This window comes from Mesorhizobium sp. B2-8-1 (genome assembly GCF_006440955.1).
Taxonomy (GTDB): Bacteria; Pseudomonadota; Alphaproteobacteria; order Rhizobiales; family Rhizobiaceae; genus Mesorhizobium.
Genome location: NZ_VFTX01000001.1, coordinates 305,028 through 319,931 on the forward strand (window position 1 = coordinate 305,028; position 14,904 = coordinate 319,931).

12 protein-coding genes are annotated in these 14,904 nt (G+C 66.0%); 3 read left to right on the forward strand and 9 right to left on the reverse strand.

Annotated features, from left to right (window positions below; translation table 11 throughout):
* The first annotated feature begins 152 nt into the window (after window positions 1–152).
* The 3 genes from FJ428_RS01555 (at window position 153) to FJ428_RS01565 (ending at window position 3,840) form a co-directional block, all read left to right on the forward strand.
* Window positions 153–1,958 (forward strand): sensor histidine kinase, encoded by a 1,806-nt coding sequence (locus FJ428_RS01555; RefSeq protein ID WP_140878813.1) that lies wholly within the window; start codon window positions 153–155, stop codon window positions 1,956–1,958.
* Window positions 1,955–3,346: a sigma-54 dependent transcriptional regulator gene (locus FJ428_RS01560; RefSeq protein ID WP_140763422.1), complete on the forward strand. Its 1,392-nt coding sequence runs from the start codon at window positions 1,955–1,957 to the stop codon at window positions 3,344–3,346. The genes FJ428_RS01555 and FJ428_RS01560 overlap by 4 nt, the downstream gene beginning before the upstream one ends.
* Before the next feature lie 65 nt (window positions 3,347–3,411).
* The gene (locus FJ428_RS01565) at window positions 3,412–3,840 is read left to right on the forward strand and encodes a GNAT family N-acetyltransferase (RefSeq protein WP_140555529.1); all 429 of its coding nucleotides are present in this window, start codon (window positions 3,412–3,414) and stop codon (window positions 3,838–3,840) included.
* Here FJ428_RS01565 and FJ428_RS01570 read toward each other — a convergent pair whose 3' ends face one another.
* The 9 genes from FJ428_RS01570 to murA form a co-directional block, all read right to left on the reverse strand.
* Entirely contained in the window at window positions 3,841–4,956 is a 1,116-nt protein-coding gene (locus FJ428_RS01570) for an anhydro-N-acetylmuramic acid kinase (protein WP_140497724.1), read from the reverse strand. It lies immediately after the preceding gene.
* On the reverse strand, window positions 4,956–5,957 hold the full coding sequence (locus FJ428_RS01575) for a serine hydrolase (RefSeq protein ID WP_140878814.1): 1,002 nt from the start codon (window positions 5,955–5,957) through the stop codon (window positions 4,956–4,958). The genes FJ428_RS01570 and FJ428_RS01575 overlap by 1 nt, the downstream gene beginning before the upstream one ends.
* Before the next feature lie 227 nt (window positions 5,958–6,184).
* Window positions 6,185–7,933 carry an ABC transporter ATP-binding protein gene (locus tag FJ428_RS01585; RefSeq protein ID WP_140685221.1) on the reverse strand — a complete coding sequence of 583 codons (1,749 nt, stop codon included), beginning with the start codon at window positions 7,931–7,933 and terminating at the stop codon, window positions 6,185–6,187.
* Window positions 7,930–8,769, reverse strand: a complete 840-nt coding sequence (locus FJ428_RS01590) for an ABC transporter permease (protein WP_140685222.1) — start codon at window positions 8,767–8,769, stop codon at window positions 7,930–7,932. The genes FJ428_RS01585 and FJ428_RS01590 overlap by 4 nt, the downstream gene beginning before the upstream one ends.
* Window positions 8,769–9,728 carry an ABC transporter permease gene (locus tag FJ428_RS01595; protein WP_140685223.1) on the reverse strand — a complete coding sequence of 320 codons (960 nt, stop codon included), beginning with the start codon at window positions 9,726–9,728 and terminating at the stop codon, window positions 8,769–8,771. The genes FJ428_RS01590 and FJ428_RS01595 overlap by 1 nt, the downstream gene beginning before the upstream one ends.
* A 149-nt stretch (window positions 9,729–9,877) precedes the next feature.
* Entirely contained in the window at window positions 9,878–11,392 is a 1,515-nt protein-coding gene (locus FJ428_RS01600) for an ABC transporter substrate-binding protein (RefSeq protein WP_140685224.1), read from the reverse strand.
* Between the two features lie 140 nt (window positions 11,393–11,532).
* The gene (gene murQ / locus FJ428_RS01605; protein ID WP_140878816.1) at window positions 11,533–12,465 is read right to left on the reverse strand and encodes an N-acetylmuramic acid 6-phosphate etherase; all 933 of its coding nucleotides are present in this window, start codon (window positions 12,463–12,465) and stop codon (window positions 11,533–11,535) included.
* Between the two features lie 174 nt (window positions 12,466–12,639).
* Window positions 12,640–13,524: an N-acetylglucosamine kinase gene (locus tag FJ428_RS01610; RefSeq protein ID WP_140562070.1), complete on the reverse strand. Its 885-nt coding sequence runs from the start codon at window positions 13,522–13,524 to the stop codon at window positions 12,640–12,642.
* The gene (murA, locus tag FJ428_RS01615) at window positions 13,521–14,777 is read right to left on the reverse strand and encodes a UDP-N-acetylglucosamine 1-carboxyvinyltransferase (protein ID WP_140685225.1); all 1,257 of its coding nucleotides are present in this window, start codon (window positions 14,775–14,777) and stop codon (window positions 13,521–13,523) included. Before murA ends, FJ428_RS01610 begins: the two co-directional genes overlap by 4 nt.
* Window positions 14,778–14,904: the final 127 nt, after the last annotated feature.

Consider the following 14,904-nt stretch of genomic DNA (forward strand, 5'->3'; position numbering starts at 1 on the left):
GTGCGGATTTCCGCACTCACCCTTGTTTGCCTGGGCGGAGTTTCGCATTACAGTGGCTGCTGAACAGCGAACGGTGGAGAGGGCAGACGCCGCAGGCAGACATCGATAGCGCATCCCCGGAATTCGCCGGCCGCGACCTGCTGCGCGAAGCGATGGCCAGGCTGCGTGACGGCCGCTGGCTCATTCTCCTGGTCGCCCTGGCAATGCTGGCGGGGGCGGTCGCGATTGCCGGGCGCCTTGCCGCCAACCAGGCTGCCGGCGATCTCCGCGACGGAGCACTGGCAGCCTTGCCGCTGGCGGCGGGCACCTTGACCGGCGAAATCGAAAAGCAGCGTCTCGTTCCCTTGGTGCTGGCACGCGACGATGCGGTGCGCGACGCGTTGCGCCGGGCCGGCAAAACGCAAGAGACAGCGCTCGACGACAAGCTCCGCGCCATTGCCGCCGACGCCTCGGCATCCGCCATCTATGTCATCGACACGGCAGGCATCGCGATATCGGCCAGCAACGCCGGCGAGCCGGGCAGCTTCGTCGGCATCGACTACAATTTCCGCCACTATTTCACCGACGCCATGACCAAGGGCGCCGCCAGCCAGTATGGCCTCGGCACGATCAGCGGCAGGCCGGGACTTTATCTCGCCAGCCGCGTCGATGACGGCAAGACGCCGCTCGGCGTCGCCGTACTGAAGGTCGAACTCGACGGCGTCGAAGCCAATTGGCGCTCCAGCGGCTTTGTCGTCTTCGTCACCGACGAGCGCGGTGTCGTGCTGGCGACCAGCCGGCCCGAGTGGCGTTTCCACGCGCTTGCGCCGCTCTCGGCCGCGGATGCCGCGACAGCCCACGCGCAGCTTCAACTCGCCGAAACCGGCTTCGAACCGCTGCCGATACGACGCGGTGCCGGTGATGGCCTGGCGACAATCGACAATGCCGGAAAATCGCGCCAGTTCGTCGAAGTGGCGCAGGACCTGCCCGGCGCCGTTCCCGGCTGGCGTCTGTGGCTGCTCACGCCTGCCGATGCCGCTTTGACGTCGGCCGCCAACACGGCGCGCCTGACCACGCTGCTGGCGTTGCTGCTCACGGGTTTGCTTGCCTACGTGCTTCTCAGGCGCCGCCGTGCGCGCCGCCTGAGGCAGGAAGCGCTGGCGCGCATGAATGCCGAGCTGGAGAGCAGGGTAAGCACGCGAACGGCGGAACTGACCCGCTCCAACATGGCCCTTGCCGGCGAGATCGCCGAGCGCGAAAACGCCGAGGCCAAGGTTCGCCGGCTGCGCGACGACCTCGCCCAGGCCAACCGGCTTTCCATCCTCGGCCAGATCGCCGCCGGCGTCGCGCATGAGATCAACCAGCCGGTGGCGGCGATACGCACCTACGCCGAGAATGCCGGCCGCTTCCTGCATGGCGGCAAGGTCGAATCCGTCTCGGGCAACCTGACATCGATCGTGTCGATGACCGAGCGCATCGGCGCCATCACCAGCACGCTGCGCAGTTTCGCGCGGCGGCCAGGCGTCGCCGCCTCGCCGCTGCCGGTGCGCGAAGCGATCGACGGCGCGCTGTCGCTCCTGTCCGGCCGCATCCGCGATTCCGGCGTGACCGTCGTCAAGCCGCGCGGCACCGCCTCGCCGGCGGTCATGGCCAGCCGCATCCGGCTGGAGCAGATCCTGGTCAATCTCTTGCAGAATGCGCTGGATGCCCTGAAGGACCGGCCCGATCCGCGCATCGAGATCGAGCTTGCCGAGCGCGACGACAGGGTGCTGGTTTCGGTGCGCGACAATGGACCTGGCCTCGGGCCGGAAGCGGCCGGCAATTTGTTCATGCCGTTCCAGACCACCAAGGAAAAGGGGCTTGGCCTCGGTCTGGTGATCTCGCAGGAGATCGCCCAGGAACTGGGCGGCACGCTGCGCCTCGACCCCGACAGCACGAAAGGCGCATCCTTCACCATCGACCTGAGGCGAATTGAATGACTGAGGGATCAGGGCTGGTCGCGCTCGTCGAAGACGACGCGGATATGCTTCACGCCACCACGCAATTGCTCGAGCTTGCCGGCTTCGGCGTCATCGCGTTCAAGGCCGCGGAGGCAGCGCTTGCCGCCGTCGACCGGGATTTCCAGGGCGTGGTTGTCAGCGATATCCGCATGCCCGGCATGAACGGCTTGCAGCTGTTCGATCGTATCAGGGCGATCGACATCGACATACCGGTGATCCTGGTCACCGGGCATGGCGATGTCGATCTCGCGGTGGCGGCGCTCAAGGACGGCGTCTACGATTTCATCCCGAAACCCTATGCGGGCGAACGCCTTGTCGAGGCGCTGAATCGGGCCGGCGAAAAGCGGCGGCTGGTGATGGAGAACCGGAGGCTGCACGAGGCCGCCGCGCAGGCCGCCGACGGCCTGCCGCTGATCGGCGAGGCGCCCGCCATCCGCCGCCTGCGCGAGACCTTGCGTCAGATCGCCGACATGGATGTCGACGTGCTGGTGGAAGGCGAGACCGGCACCGGCAAGGAGGTGGTGGCGGATCTCCTGCACCGATGGGGCCGGCGCCGCGCAAAGCCTTTCGTGGCGCTGAATTGCGGCGCTCTGCCGGAGACCGTCATCGAGAGCGAACTGTTCGGCCACGAGCCGGGCGCGTTCACCGGGGCGCAGCGGCGGCGGATCGGTCGCATCGAGCATTCGAGCGGCGGCACGCTGTTCCTCGACGAAATCGAATCCATGCCGCCGCCGCTACAGGTCAAGCTGCTGCGGGTGCTGGAAACGCGCAGCCTCACCCCGCTCGGCTCCAACGAAACGCGCCGCCTCGATCTGCGGGTCGTCGCGGCAACGAAGGTCGATCTAGGCCGGCCGGACCAGCGCGGCGATTTCCGCGAGGATCTCTATTTCCGCCTCAACGTCGTGACGCTACGCATCCCGCCGCTGCGCGAGCGGCGCGGCGACATCCCGATGCTGTTCGGGCATTTCCTAGGTAACGCCTCGCAGCGTTTCGGCCGTCCTGTCGCGGCCGTGAATGCCGCGGTGAGCGACCATCTCCAGTCGCATGACTGGCCGGGCAATGTGCGCGAGCTCGCGCATTTTGCCGACCGGGTCGCGCTTGGCCTCGGGCCCGACGAGGAGGCCAGGGCAACGTCCGCGCGCTTGCCGGAGCCCTCGGCGGCGCTGCCCGAACGGGTCGGCCGCTACGAGGCGCAACTCATCCGCGAGGCCTTGCGCGATCATGCCGGCGACGTGCGCGGGGCCATCGACGCACTCGGCGTGCCGCGCAAGACTTTCTACGACAAGCTCAAGCGCTACGGCATTTCCGCCTCCGAATTCCGCAATGGTGGCACCCCGGACCGGCACCCTGTTCGGGGACGGACATAGGCGTTGCGCAGGCGCTCCGGCCTTCGTAACTCTGTTCGTCTCCCGTTGCGCATTTCGGATGAGCCATGATCACGACACTTGAAACGACGGCAACCCCGTTGCCCGAGGAGCTCGCCTTTCTCGGCGAACGTTTGATGGCGTTCAACGACGGCGATGTCGGCGCTTCCGAAAGGAAGGCCCTTGCGGTGTTCGTGCGTGATGAAGCCGGCGCGATTGTCGCGGGCACTTCGGGCTACACCGCCTGGGGCTGGCTCTACGTGCAATGGCTGTGGGTCGACGAAAGGCTGCGCGGTCGGCACATGGCCGGCACGATGCTGGACGCGGCTGAGAAGGAGGCGATGGCGCGCGGCTGCCAGAACGCCTGGATCGACACCTTCAACCCCAACGCCGCCAGGGTCTATCGGCGCCAGGGCTATCAGCCCTTCGGAACACTCGCCGATTTCCCCGTCGGCCGCAGCCGCGTCTTCCTGCAGAAAAAACTGTCGGCGGGCTGATCAACCGGCCAGCCGTCCGCCGCGCATCGGCTGCGGCGCGCCCGTCGTGCTGGGGAAACTGATCGGCAGGCCGCGCAGCACGCGCACCGCCAAAAAGGCAAAACACTCCGCCTCCACCGCGTCGCCGCTCCAGCCGAGGCTTTCGGCCTGCACCACCTCGACACCGGCGCGGCTGGCGATCATTGCCATCATCGTCGGGTTGTGGCGGCCGCCGCCGCTGACCACCAGTCTTTTCGGCCGGCTCGGCAGAAGATCGAGTGCCTTGCCGACCGCGGCGGCGGTGAAGGCGGTCAAAAGCGCGGCGCCGTCCTCGGCGCTCAGGCCATCCGCCATGGTGGCGCCGAAGTCGAAACGGTCCAGCGATTTCGGATAGGGTTTGGTCAAATAGGGGTGTTGCAGCAGCTTGGCGAGCCGGGCTTCGTCGACCGTTCCCCCCCGGCCAAGCGCGCCGTCGCGGTCCATTTCGCCGAGCCCCTTTGACTTGATGAAGTCGTTGAGCGGCGCGTTGGCGGGGCCGGTGTCGAAGGCAACGACATTGTCGCCGCCGTCCCACCAGGTGATGTTGGCGACGCCGCCTAGGTTGAGCACGGCTACCTCGCCACTGGCGCCGGCGCTGCGCATCAGCGCGGTGTGATAGGCGGCCGCCAACGGCGCGCCCTGTCCTCCGGCGCGCATGTCGGCAGAGCGGAAATCATAGGCGACCTTGGTGCCGAGGATCGCATGCATCAACTCGCCGTCGCCGAGCTGCCGGGTCTGTCCGAGCCGGCCGATTTGCGGCGCGCGATGCAGCACGGTCTGGCCGTGGAAGCCGACGACGCCGATATCCGCCATTGTCATCCCATGGCCTTCGACGAGCTCCCTGACCGCCGCCGATTGCGCGCGCGTCAGCGCCTCCTCGGCCTCGCGGAAGATCGCCGGCTCCGGTCCGGCAAAATTCCAGCCCCGCGCCTGCTTAAGCGTCTCTTCCAGCAGCGAGCGGATCGACGGGGGGTAGGGCATCAGCCGGTAGGTGCCGAAATCGTCGATGCGCTCGCCATCTGTCTTGATCAGGGCGACATCGATGTTGCCGTCCAGCACGGTGCCGGTCATCAGGCCGACGGCCCAGATGGATTCCATTATCGAACTCCATTGATGAGATCGCCGACCGCTTGGCGAAGCGCGACGATTCCGCTGTCGAAGTGACGTGTCGGATGGATCCGGTTGGTAAGCAAGGTCCAGGCCTTTCCCTTGTCGAAGTCGATCCACAGCCCCGTACCGGTAAAGCCGGTGTGGCCTATCGTTTGCGGGCTGCACAAGGCGCCGCCGGACCAGCCGTCATAAGGACGCTCCCAGCCATGGGTGCGGGTGGCGGACAAGGGCGTGCGCATCGGCGCGATCGACCGTTCGGATGCGCCGTCCAGCAGCCCTTGGGCGAAATCGAGCACCGAGGCCGCCGTGCCGAACAGGCCGGCATGGCCGGCGCCTTGCAGCGCCGCGCAATTGTCGTCGTGCACCTCGCCGGACAGAACCCGATGGCGCCAGGTGCAGTCTTCTGTTGCAGCGGCTAGATCGGGCTCGGCGGACCACGCAAAGCCCGGGCCGGGCTCCATGTCCCGGATGCTTTTCCCCGACAGCCGTTCGAGCGCAAAGCCGAGCAGGATGAAATTGATGTCGGAATAAACGGGATCGCGGGCCCGCCATTCCCGTTGCAGGATGAAGGCGCGCAGCAAGTCGGGGTCGCGCCCATAGGTATAGATCGGTTCGACGGCCGGGAAGGGCGTCTGGTGCCCGAGGCACTGGCGAAACGTCACCTTCCGCTCCCAGGCATTCGCGTCGTACTGGCGTAGGTCCCGCAGCACCGAGACGAGTGGTGCGTCGAGATCGATGGCACCGTCCTGAGCCAGCGCCAGAATGCGCGGCGTGGTGAAGATCACCTTGGTCAGGGATGCCAGGTCGAACCAGGTCTCCTCACGCATCGGTCGCTGCTTAGGCACGAGTTGGGCTGAGCCGATCGCCCTGGTGATGCGGTCGCCATTCCTGTCAACAATGCCGAGCACGCCACCGGGGATGCGCTTGGCGGCCACTGCTGCTGCGAGCGGTTGGAACGCGCGGTCGAAGATCTGGGCGAGGGGGCTCAATGCTGGCGTCCTGAAAGGCCGAGTTCCGTCACACCCCCCTCTGCCCTGCCGGGCATCTCCCCCGCAAGGGGGGAGATTGGCAGAGTTGATGTCCCGCCAGCCTTCCACCATTGGAGATTGGCGAAGGCCGAGGCGACATCCGATCTCCCCCCTTGCGGGGGAGATGTCCGGCAGGACAGAGGGGGGTGCTGTCCCGCCGACCTAACCGAGCCCAGGGCCACCATGCATCACCCTTCCACCCTCGCCATATGATCTACCCCAAATTCCTCCCATCTCGCCGGCGCCGGCTCAAACCCTTGCGGGCGCACCAGGGAAGGCACCTGGCGTGTGTCGATCTCGAAACGCTCATGCCGCCGGTCGATGGCCGGAACCGCTGATATGAGCTTCTTCGTGTAGGAATGTTTCGGCGCCGACAGCACCGAGGCCGCGTCTCCGATCTCGACGATCTGGCCGGCATAGATGACGGCGATGCGATGAGCGATCCGCTCGACGACAGCCATATCGTGCGAGATGAACAGATAGGCCAGCCCGAACTCGCGCTGCAGGTCGACCAGCAGCTCCAGCACCTTGGCCTGCACTGAAACATCGAGGGCGGAAACCGCTTCATCCAGAACGACGACCGACGGGTTGAGCATCAGCGCGCGGGCGATGCACAGCCTTTGCCGCTGGCCTCCGGAGAATTCGTGCGGATAGCGCTGCAAACTGTTCTGCGGCAGGCCGACGCGCTCCAGCAGGCTCGCCATCCTGGCTCGCGTTTCGGCGTCCGCCCGGCCGCCATTGGCGATCACCGGCTCCGCCAGGATGCTCTCGATGCTCAGCCGCGGGTTGAGCGAAGCGTAGGGATTCTGGAAAACCATCTGCACGGGCTTGGCGCCGTGCTTTGCCGAGGCCGTCCGGGCGCCGACCGAGAAGCTGCCGCGCGTCGAGCGCACCAGCCCAAGGACTGCTTTCGCGGTGGTTGATTTGCCCGAGCCGCTCTCGCCGACAATGGCCAGTGTCTCTCCCGGCATCAGGTCGAAGTCGACACCGTCGACGGCGTGCACCGCGCCGCTGGCATGGCTGAAGAAACTGCTCCTGAGCGGAAACCGCACCACCAGGCCGTTGACCTCAAGGGCCGGGTCGGTCCTTGTATTCTTGCCGCGCTGTCCGTCCGCGCGTGTCGCGCGGCCGTGGGCGAAATGCGGCACATCCTGCAACAGATGCTGTGTGTAGGCGTGCTGCGGCCTGTCGAGGACCTGGTTCAGTTCGCCCTGTTCCACGGCCTGCCCGTTCTGCATCACCATCACCGTGTCGGCGATCCCGGCGACAAGGCCGATGTCGTGGGTGATGAAGATCATCGACATGCCGCTTTCCTGCTTGAGCTCCGCAAGCAGCGCCATGATCTGCGCCTGTACCGTCACATCGAGCGCCGTGGTCGGTTCGTCGGCGATCAGCAGACGCGGATTGCAGGCGAGCGCAATGGCGATCATCACCCTTTGCAGCATGCCGCCCGACAGCTGGTTGGGCGTGTATTTCAGCCGCCTTGCCGCATCGGGGATGCGCACCCGGTCGAGCGCGTCCTTGGCCGCCGCCGTGGCCTGCCGGCCGGTCAGGCCGCGATGCAGCCGGAACGATTCCTCGATCTGCGTGCCGATCGTCAGCACAGGATTGAGCGAGGTCATCGGCTCCTGGAAGATCATGCCGATCTCTGCGCCGCGAATCCCGGTCAGTTGCCTCTCGGTCGCGGTCGTCAGGTCGAAGAGACTGCCGTCGGCCCGTTTCAGCGTCATGGCGCCGCCGGTGATGCGGCCGCCGCCGAAATCGATGAGACGGTTGATCGACAGCGCGGTGACCGACTTGCCCGAGCCGCTTTCGCCGACAATGGCCAGCGTTTCGCCGTCGGCGAGGTCGAAGCTGACGCCGCGCACCACCTCATTGGCTTTCGGGTCGCGGCCGAAGCCGACGTTCAGGTCGCGGACCGACAGAAGCGGGATCATGCGAGCGCTCTCCGCATCCTCGGATCGAGGATGTCGCGCAAGGCGTCGCCCAAGAGGTTGAAGCCCAGAATGCTGATCATGATCGCCAGCCCGGGGAAGATCATCAGCCATGGGGCGGTTTCCATCAGATTGCGGCTGTCGCTCAGCATCAGGCCGAGCGAGGCGGCCGGCGGCTGCGTGCCGAGACCGAGGAAGCTCAGGCCGGCCTCGGTCAGCAGTGCCCAGGCGAGCGCCAGCGTCACCTGGACGGTCAGCGGCGCGACCAGATTGAGCAGCAGGTGCCGCGTGATGATGTAGCTCGAGCTGCTGCCGAAGGTGCGCGCGGCGTCGACGAATTCGCGCGCCTTGAGCGACAAAGCAGGGCCGCGGACCACGCGTGTGAAGATCGGCGTATAGACGATGCCGATGGCGACCACGCTGGTCCATGTGCCCGGTCCGGCAACGGTGACGATCAGCAGCGCCAGAAGAATGGCAGGAAAAGCCAGCAGCACATCCATGATCCGCATCAGCACGCCGTCCCAGCGACGCCCGAGCCAGGCGGCGGCGAGCCCCAGCACGGTGCCGGCAAGCGCGGCGAAGGCGACCGAAAGGAAGGCCACTGTGAAGGACTGGCCGACGCCCGCCATCAGCCGGCTCGCCACGTCGCGGCCGAACAGGTCGGTGCCCATCGAGTAGGCGGCACTGGGCGCATGCAGCCGGTCGACCCGGTATTGCGTGATCGGATTGTGCGGGGTCAGTCCCAACAGGCCGAGGATGGCGACCAGGAGATAGACGCCGACGATCACGCCGCCGATACGGCCGCTGCTGTGCCCGAGGATGGCGCGCAGCATGCGCATCACTGCTCGCCCAGCCGGATGCGCGGATCGAGCGCGACATAGGCGAGGTCGACCAGGAGATTGACGATCATGAAGTTGAAGGCGATGAACAGCACGCTGCCCTGCACCAGCGCGTAGTCGCGCTGGAGGATGGCGTCGAGCACCATGCGGCCGAGGCCGGGCAGGGCATAGATCTGCTCGACGATGACCGCGCCGCCCAGGAGATAGCCGAACTCGATGCCGCTCAGCGTCACTACGGGGATCAGCGCGTTGGGGAGCGCATGTCGCCAGATGACGCTGCGCGCCGAGGCGCCCTTGCTGCGGGCGGTGCGCACATAGTCGTCGCTCAACACGTCGAGCATGGCCGAGCGCGAGATGCGGGTGACCGAGGCGGCGAAGGCGAAGCCGAGCGTGATGGCAGGCAGGATCAGCTGGCTGAGATTACGCAAGGGATCCTGCCAGAGCGGCGCGAATTCGCCCATGGCCGGCAGCACGCCGAAGCCGGCCGACAGCGCGTAGATGATCAAAAGGCCGAGCACGAAGCTCGGCGTCGACTGGCCGATCATAGCGACGACGCGCACACCGAGGTCGGACAGTTTCTCACTATGCGTGGCGGCGTAGATGCCCGCCGGCATGCCGGCGGCGAGTGCGATGATCATCGACAGCACGGCCAGTTCCAGCGTCAGCGGGAAGCGCTCGAGGATGACGTCCAATACCGGCCTACCATAGATGACGGAGATGCCGAAATTGCCGTGCAGGATGCCGCCGATCCAGCGCCAGTACTGGACGAACCAGGGCTGGTCGATGCCGAAATAGGCGGCGAGCGCATCGCGCTGTGCCGGCGTCAGCAGGCCGGCTTCGGTGCCCAGCATCGCGGTGATCGAATCGCCCGGCACCATCCGGATCGCCACGAAGACCAGGATCGACACGCCAAGCAGGACGAGAGGAAACGCCGCAAGTCGTCGCATCAGATAATTCACGCGAAGAAGACCTCTCGTCTAGAGCATGATGCCGAAAAGTGTGAAGCGGTTTTCGGACGACATCATGCTTCTATCCCTTTGATCTAGAGGCGGATTCAGATTTCAGGTCGATTCAACCTGAAATCATCGGACTCTAGGGCCGGCGACGGCTACTGCTGGATGGTAACCTTGCTGAGGCTGAACAGCGTGCCCGTCGGCGTCGGCACGAACCCGGCAATGTTCTTCTGCTGGGCGGTATAGCTGTAGGACGTGTAGAGCCAGATCCAGGGCGAGACTTCGGCGAGGTGCTTCTCGAACTCGGTGAAGATCGCCTTGCGCTTGGCCGGATCGGTCTCGGCGCGGCCTTTCTGCATCAGGCTGTCCAGCGTGTCATCGATGTAGTTGGCCACCTTCTGCAGATTGCCTGACTTGGTCCAGTAGCGGTTGTACATGGTGTAGGGGTCGGCGCGGCCGCCATTGAGCGCGATCGCCATGTCGAAATCGCCCTTCAGCCAGGCGTCGACATAGACGTTGAGCTCCATCATCTTGATGTCGAGCTTGACGCCGATCTCGGCGAGCTGCGACTGGATGACCTGGGCTTCCGCCGCCGCCGTCGGCGGCTCGCCGGTGGCGCCGATCACGGTCGCCGAAAAGCCGTCAGCAAAGCCCGCTTCCGCCATCAGCTTCTTGGCCTTCTCGACATCGCGCTTGTAGCAGAAGAGCTGGCTTGGATCGGTCGCAAGTGCTGGGATGGTCAGCGGTCCGGTGACCTTGCCTTCACCGAGCGCGGCGGTGTCCAGAACCTCCTGCCGGTCGATGGCGCAGGAGATCGCCTGGCGCACCTTGAGTTCGGTCATCGGCTTGCGTGACGGATTGAGCTGCAGCACGTTATAGGCCAGCACCGGCGCGCGGTTCAGTTGCAGGCTAGCCTCCTTCGGCACCAGCGTGGCGACGAGCGGATCGTTGAGCAGCGCGAAATCGACCTGCTTGGTGCGCATGGCGGCGAGGATCGCCGCTTCATCGGGCAGCACGCTGATTTCGATACCGTCGACGCCGGTCGCGCCGCCGGCCCATTCCTTGTTGGCGCTCAAGACTTCCTTGGCGTTGGGGTCCCATTTATCGAGCTTGAACGGGCCGGAGCCGACCGTTTTGGTGCCGATCGAGCCGGCCTTGATCTCGGCCGCCGGCACGATGGCCGCGTTGATGTCGCTCATCGCCGTCAGGATCGGCGCGTCGGGCTGCGATAAATGGAACACGACGGTTCCAACGTCCGGCGTGTCGATGCTGGCGATCGACAGGAAGTTGGCGCGGGCGGCGGCGCCTGTCTTCTCGTCCAGGATGCGCTCGAACGATGCCTTGACGTCGGCCGGAGTCACGGCAGCGCCGTCCTGGAATTTCGCCTTGGGATCGAGCTTGAAGGTCAGCTCCTTGCCGTCCTTGGAGAATTCCCAGGAGGTGGCGATGGCCGGGACGATCTGCAGGCTGGCATCGACCCGCACCAGCGGCTCATAGATCAGCTCCAGGAGCCGCAGCGAGGAAAAGGCCGTCTGCTTGTGCGGATCAAGTCCCGTTGCGTCCTGCGACCAGGCCATGTGCAGCGTCGCCGCCTGCGTCGAGACCGTGGCGATGCCGAGCATGGCTGCCAGCGTGATGCCCGACAGCAGCTTTCTTGTGAGGTGAACCATTCTCGTCTCCCATCTTTGCTTGAACCCGATGCCCTTGCAGTTTCTGCGGACCGCTTCCAAGACACACGCGCTTTGGAGCATCGGCCCAGTCTATGCGGCTTCGCGCCGTCTTGTGTAAAGCAGCTTCACGCCGTCTGGTCTCAAGCGCCTTCATGCGTCTCGTCGCTGATTGCCTTTCGCAGGAAACCCCTTGCCTTGGCGAGGGCTGCGCGCGCCTCCTCGACCTCAAGCCCGGTGATGGTCAGCAGGATCGCCAGCTTCACGTCGTTGCCGGTCCGGCCGAGCGCCTGGCGCGCCTGCGCCGCCGTGCAGCCTGTGGTCTGCATCACGATCCTGGTTGCCCTGGCGGCCAGTTTCCTGTTGGACGGATTAAGGTCCACCATCAGGTTCTGGTAGCTCTTGCCGATGCGGATCATCGAGGCCGTGCTCAGCATGTTGAGCACCAGCTTCTGCGCCGTTCCGGATTTCAGCCGCGTCGAGCCGGTCAGCACCTCGGGACCGACGACCGGCGAGATGGCGATGTCGGCAATGCCTGCTATGGTCGATGCCGGATTGCAGGACAGGGCGACCGTCGTTGCCCCCACCTGCTTGGCATAATTCAACCCGCCGATCACATAGGGCGTGCGCCCGCTGACCGCGATGCCGACCACCACGTCGTCCGGGGTGAGCTTGATGTCCTGCAAGGCCCTGGCGCCCATCTTGGGATCATCCTCGGCCCCTTCGGTCGAGCGCACCAGCGCGTCGGGCCCGCCGGCGATCAGGCCAACGACCATGCCTTCCGGCACGCCGAAAGTGGGCGGACATTCCGAGGCGTCGAGCACGCCCAGCCGGCCGCTGGTGCCGGCGCCCATATAGATAAGCCGAGCGCCTTTCTGGAAGGCGAGGACGATGCGGTCGACCGCGGCCGCGATGTCCGGCAGCACCTTTTCGACCGCTGCCGGAACCACCCGGTCCTCGTCGTTGATCGTGCGCAGCACATCGATCGTCGGCAGCAGGTCGATGTCCATAGTCCGCGGATTCCGGCCTTCGGAAACCAGCCGGTCCAGCTCGGACATCAAACCTTGCTCGCTCATCCCAGTGCTTTCAAATCAGTGCTTTCAAAAATCAGGCCGCTCAGCCTGTTCGGAAGTGGTTCCTCTTTGGCTCAGGCACACGCGTATTTCGTTATGCTACCCCGTTTCGTTAACGTCTTAGAATTCAATATTCGTTCCGTCAACGGAAAGATGGAATAAATTATTCCTTCCGCGCTAATGCTTGCCGAGTGACCTGCGGGCAAGAATGATCGCCCCGGAAACCGCGTCGCCATCGGCGGCTTTCAGGCGCCGGCGAACGTCGGGTGCGAGCCATGGTTCGAGCGGACTGGCGAGCCCGCCCAGCAGGGCCACGCGCGGCGCGCCTTTTTCGAACAGAACCCGCACCAGCGTGTCGATCTGTTCGGCGGCCTTTTGCACGATGCGCCGCCCTGCCGGATCGCCTTGGTCGGCGTGGCGCATCACCATCGGCGCCAGGGCCGCATAGTCGGTGGCGCTGGCGCGGTCCATCCAGGCCACGGCTTGCATCGGGTCGTTCTCGAAACGCTGCATGACTTCCGCCAGCAGTGCCGTGCGCTCATGCCGGCCGTCATGGGCGCGCAACGCCAGCTGCACGGCCTTCAGCCCGAGATCGGCGCCGCTGCCTTCGTCGGAGATCGGAAAGCCATAGCCTCCGGCGCGCAGGTCGCGGCCCTCGACGAAGCCGAGGCCGATCGAACCGGTGCCGGCGATGACGATGGCGCCGTCCTGGCCCGAATGCGCGCCGAGGCAGGCGGCGACGCCATCGCTGACGAAATCGATGCTGGCAAAGGGATGCGCGATCGCCCGCAGCGCCTCCAGCGCGCCCTTGCGGCCGATCCCGGCAAGGCCGATGCCGGCGTGAATTCGGGCGCTTTCCGCCGCGCCGAACCCTGCCTCCTCGATCGCCGCGCCAAAGGCCTTGGCAACCGACGCCCAGGCCGTATCGATGCCGAGCCGCGTCGACGCCGGACCGGAGAGGCCTTGTCCCAGCACGGTTCCCTCGGCATCCTCGACGCGGGCGCGACAGCCGGTTCCGCCGCCGTCGACGCCGAGAAAATAATCGGAGCGGCCGTTGTTCATGCGCTCAGCCGCTCGATGTCGGCGCCGCACAGACGCAGCTTGCGGTCCAGTTGCTCATAGCCACGGTCGAGATGATAGACCCGGTTGATGGTCGTCCCGCCCTCGGCGACCAAGGCCGCCAGCACCAGCGACACCGAGGCGCGCAAATCGGTGGCCATGACTTGCGCGCCATGCAGTTTCTCGCCGCCGCGCACCAGCGCGGTGGTGCCTTGCAGCTTGATGTTGGCGCCGAGCCGCATCAGTTCGGGAACATGCATGAAGCGGTTCTCGAAAATGGTTTCGCGCAGCAGCGACGCGCCCTGCGCGCAGCACATCAGCGCCATGAACTGCGCCTGGAGATCGGTCGGAAAGCCCGGATAGGGTTCCGTCGTGACGTCGGCGGCCTTGAGCGGCCGCTCGCGCGACACGATGAGCCCGCGGTCGCCCGGCCAGACGCCGACGCCGGTCGCCTCCAGCAGTTGCACCACCGAGGCCATGTGCTCGAGCCGGGCATGCGTCAGTTCCAGTTGCCCGCCGGTGATCGCCGCGGCGATGGCATAGGTGCCGGCCTCTATCCGGTCCGGAATGATGTCGTGCCTGGCCGCGCGCCAGTCCGTGTCGCCGGCGATCAGGATGCGATGTGTGCCGGCACCTTCGACACGCGCGCCCATCGCGTTGAGGCAAGCCGCGAGGTCGGCCACTTCGGGCTCGCGCGCCGCGTTGAGGATTTCGGTTTCGCCCTTGGCCGTGGTCGCCGCCATCATGGCGGTTTCCGTCGCCCCGACCGACGGCGAGCTCAGGACGATGCGCGTGCCGGTGAGCCCGTTCGGCGCCGAGGCGACGATCAGCCCGTTCTCGATGGCGATGCGGGCGCCCAGCGCCGCGAGTGCGGCGACATGCATGTCGACCGGCCGCGCGCCGATAGCGCAGCCGCCAGGCAGCGAAACCCGCGCATGGCCGAAACGGGCGAGCAGCGGCGCCAGCACCAGCACCGTCGCGCGCATCTTTCTGACGGTGTCGTAGGACGTCTCCCTGGAAACGGCGGCACGGGTGTCGATCGTCGCGGCATGGGCCGATCGCGTCACCTCGGCGCCGTGCAGCCGCACCACGCCGAGCATGTTCTCGACGTCGGTCACATCGGGCAGGTTGGTCAGTTCGAGCGGGTAGGGGCTTAGCAGCGCCGCCGCGATCTGCGGCAGAGCGGCGTTCTTGGCGCCCGATATGGTGACCGCGCCTTGCAGTCTTTGCCCGCCGACGATGCGCAGTCTGTCCATGGCTGAAACCTTGTGCGCCGGGCCGCGTCCGGGCGCGGCGCTCTCGAAAGCTGTTCCCGAGCTCAATCCGGCCCGCTTGAGAATTAATTCCGCGTTCTTGGCTGTCAATCGAAATTGGAATAAATTA

Excerpts from the sequence above, each read along its gene's own strand:
- FJ428_RS01560 (WP_140763422.1), top strand. The coding sequence starts at position 1,955 with ATGACTGAGGGATCAGGGCTGGTCGCGCTCGTCGAAGACGACGCGGAT.
- murQ (WP_140878816.1), bottom strand. The coding sequence starts at position 12,465 with ATGAGCGAGCAAGGTTTGATGTCCGAGCTGGACCGGCTGGTTTCCGAA.
- FJ428_RS01600 (WP_140685224.1), bottom strand. The coding sequence starts at position 11,392 with ATGGTTCACCTCACAAGAAAGCTGCTGTCGGGCATCACGCTGGCAGCC.
- FJ428_RS01565 (WP_140555529.1), top strand. The coding sequence starts at position 3,412 with ATGATCACGACACTTGAAACGACGGCAACCCCGTTGCCCGAGGAGCTC.
- FJ428_RS01610 (WP_140562070.1), bottom strand. The coding sequence starts at position 13,524 with ATGAACAACGGCCGCTCCGATTATTTTCTCGGCGTCGACGGCGGCGGA.
- murA (WP_140685225.1), bottom strand. The coding sequence starts at position 14,777 with ATGGACAGACTGCGCATCGTCGGCGGGCAAAGACTGCAAGGCGCGGTC.
- FJ428_RS01590 (WP_140685222.1), bottom strand. The coding sequence starts at position 8,769 with ATGCGCATGCTGCGCGCCATCCTCGGGCACAGCAGCGGCCGTATCGGC.
- FJ428_RS01570 (WP_140497724.1), bottom strand. The coding sequence starts at position 4,956 with ATGGAATCCATCTGGGCCGTCGGCCTGATGACCGGCACCGTGCTGGAC.
- FJ428_RS01585 (WP_140685221.1), bottom strand. The coding sequence starts at position 7,933 with ATGATCCCGCTTCTGTCGGTCCGCGACCTGAACGTCGGCTTCGGCCGC.
- FJ428_RS01555 (WP_140878813.1), top strand. The coding sequence starts at position 153 with ATGGCCAGGCTGCGTGACGGCCGCTGGCTCATTCTCCTGGTCGCCCTG.